At 71.7% G+C, this 509-nt stretch carries 1 pseudogene; it reads left to right on the forward strand.

Annotated features, from left to right (window positions below):
- Positions 1–509 (forward strand): annotated as a pseudogene (locus tag ACT6Q8_RS25735) (hypothetical protein); the annotation flags it as partial.

The raw sequence follows: 509 nt of genomic DNA on the forward strand, positions 1-509 counted from the left end.
TGCCCGCCTCGTCGCTGGCCACCGAGCGTGGCGTGGTGATCGGCCCCGGAGGCAAGAAGCTCGGCTACGGCGAGCTGGCCGAGGCCGCCATGCAGCAGCCGGTGCCGGTGCAGGTCACGCTCAAGAACCCGTCGCGCTTCAAGCTGATCGGCCAGCCCACGACGCGGCTGGACGCGAAGGCGAAATCCAGCGGACGGCAGGGCTTCGGCATGGACGTGCGCCTGCCCGGCATGCTCACCGCCGTGCTCCAGCACCCACCGGTGTTCGGCAGCAAGGTGGCCTCGGTCGATGACGCGGCCGCGCGCGCGGTGAAGGGCGTGAAGGCCGTGCTGCGTGTGCCGCTGCACGATGGCGGCGAAGGCGTGGCCGTGGTGGCCGAGGGCTACTGGGCCGCGAAGCAGGGCCGCGATGCGTTGAAGGTGCAGTGGAACGACGCCGGCCGCGAGAAGGTGGACAGCGCGCAGCAGCTCGTGAGCTACCGCGCCCTGGCCGCCAAGACCGGCCACATC

Origin of the sequence: Niveispirillum sp. (genome assembly GCF_052437035.1) — a bacterium.
Taxonomy (GTDB): Bacteria; Pseudomonadota; Alphaproteobacteria; order Azospirillales; family Azospirillaceae; genus Niveispirillum.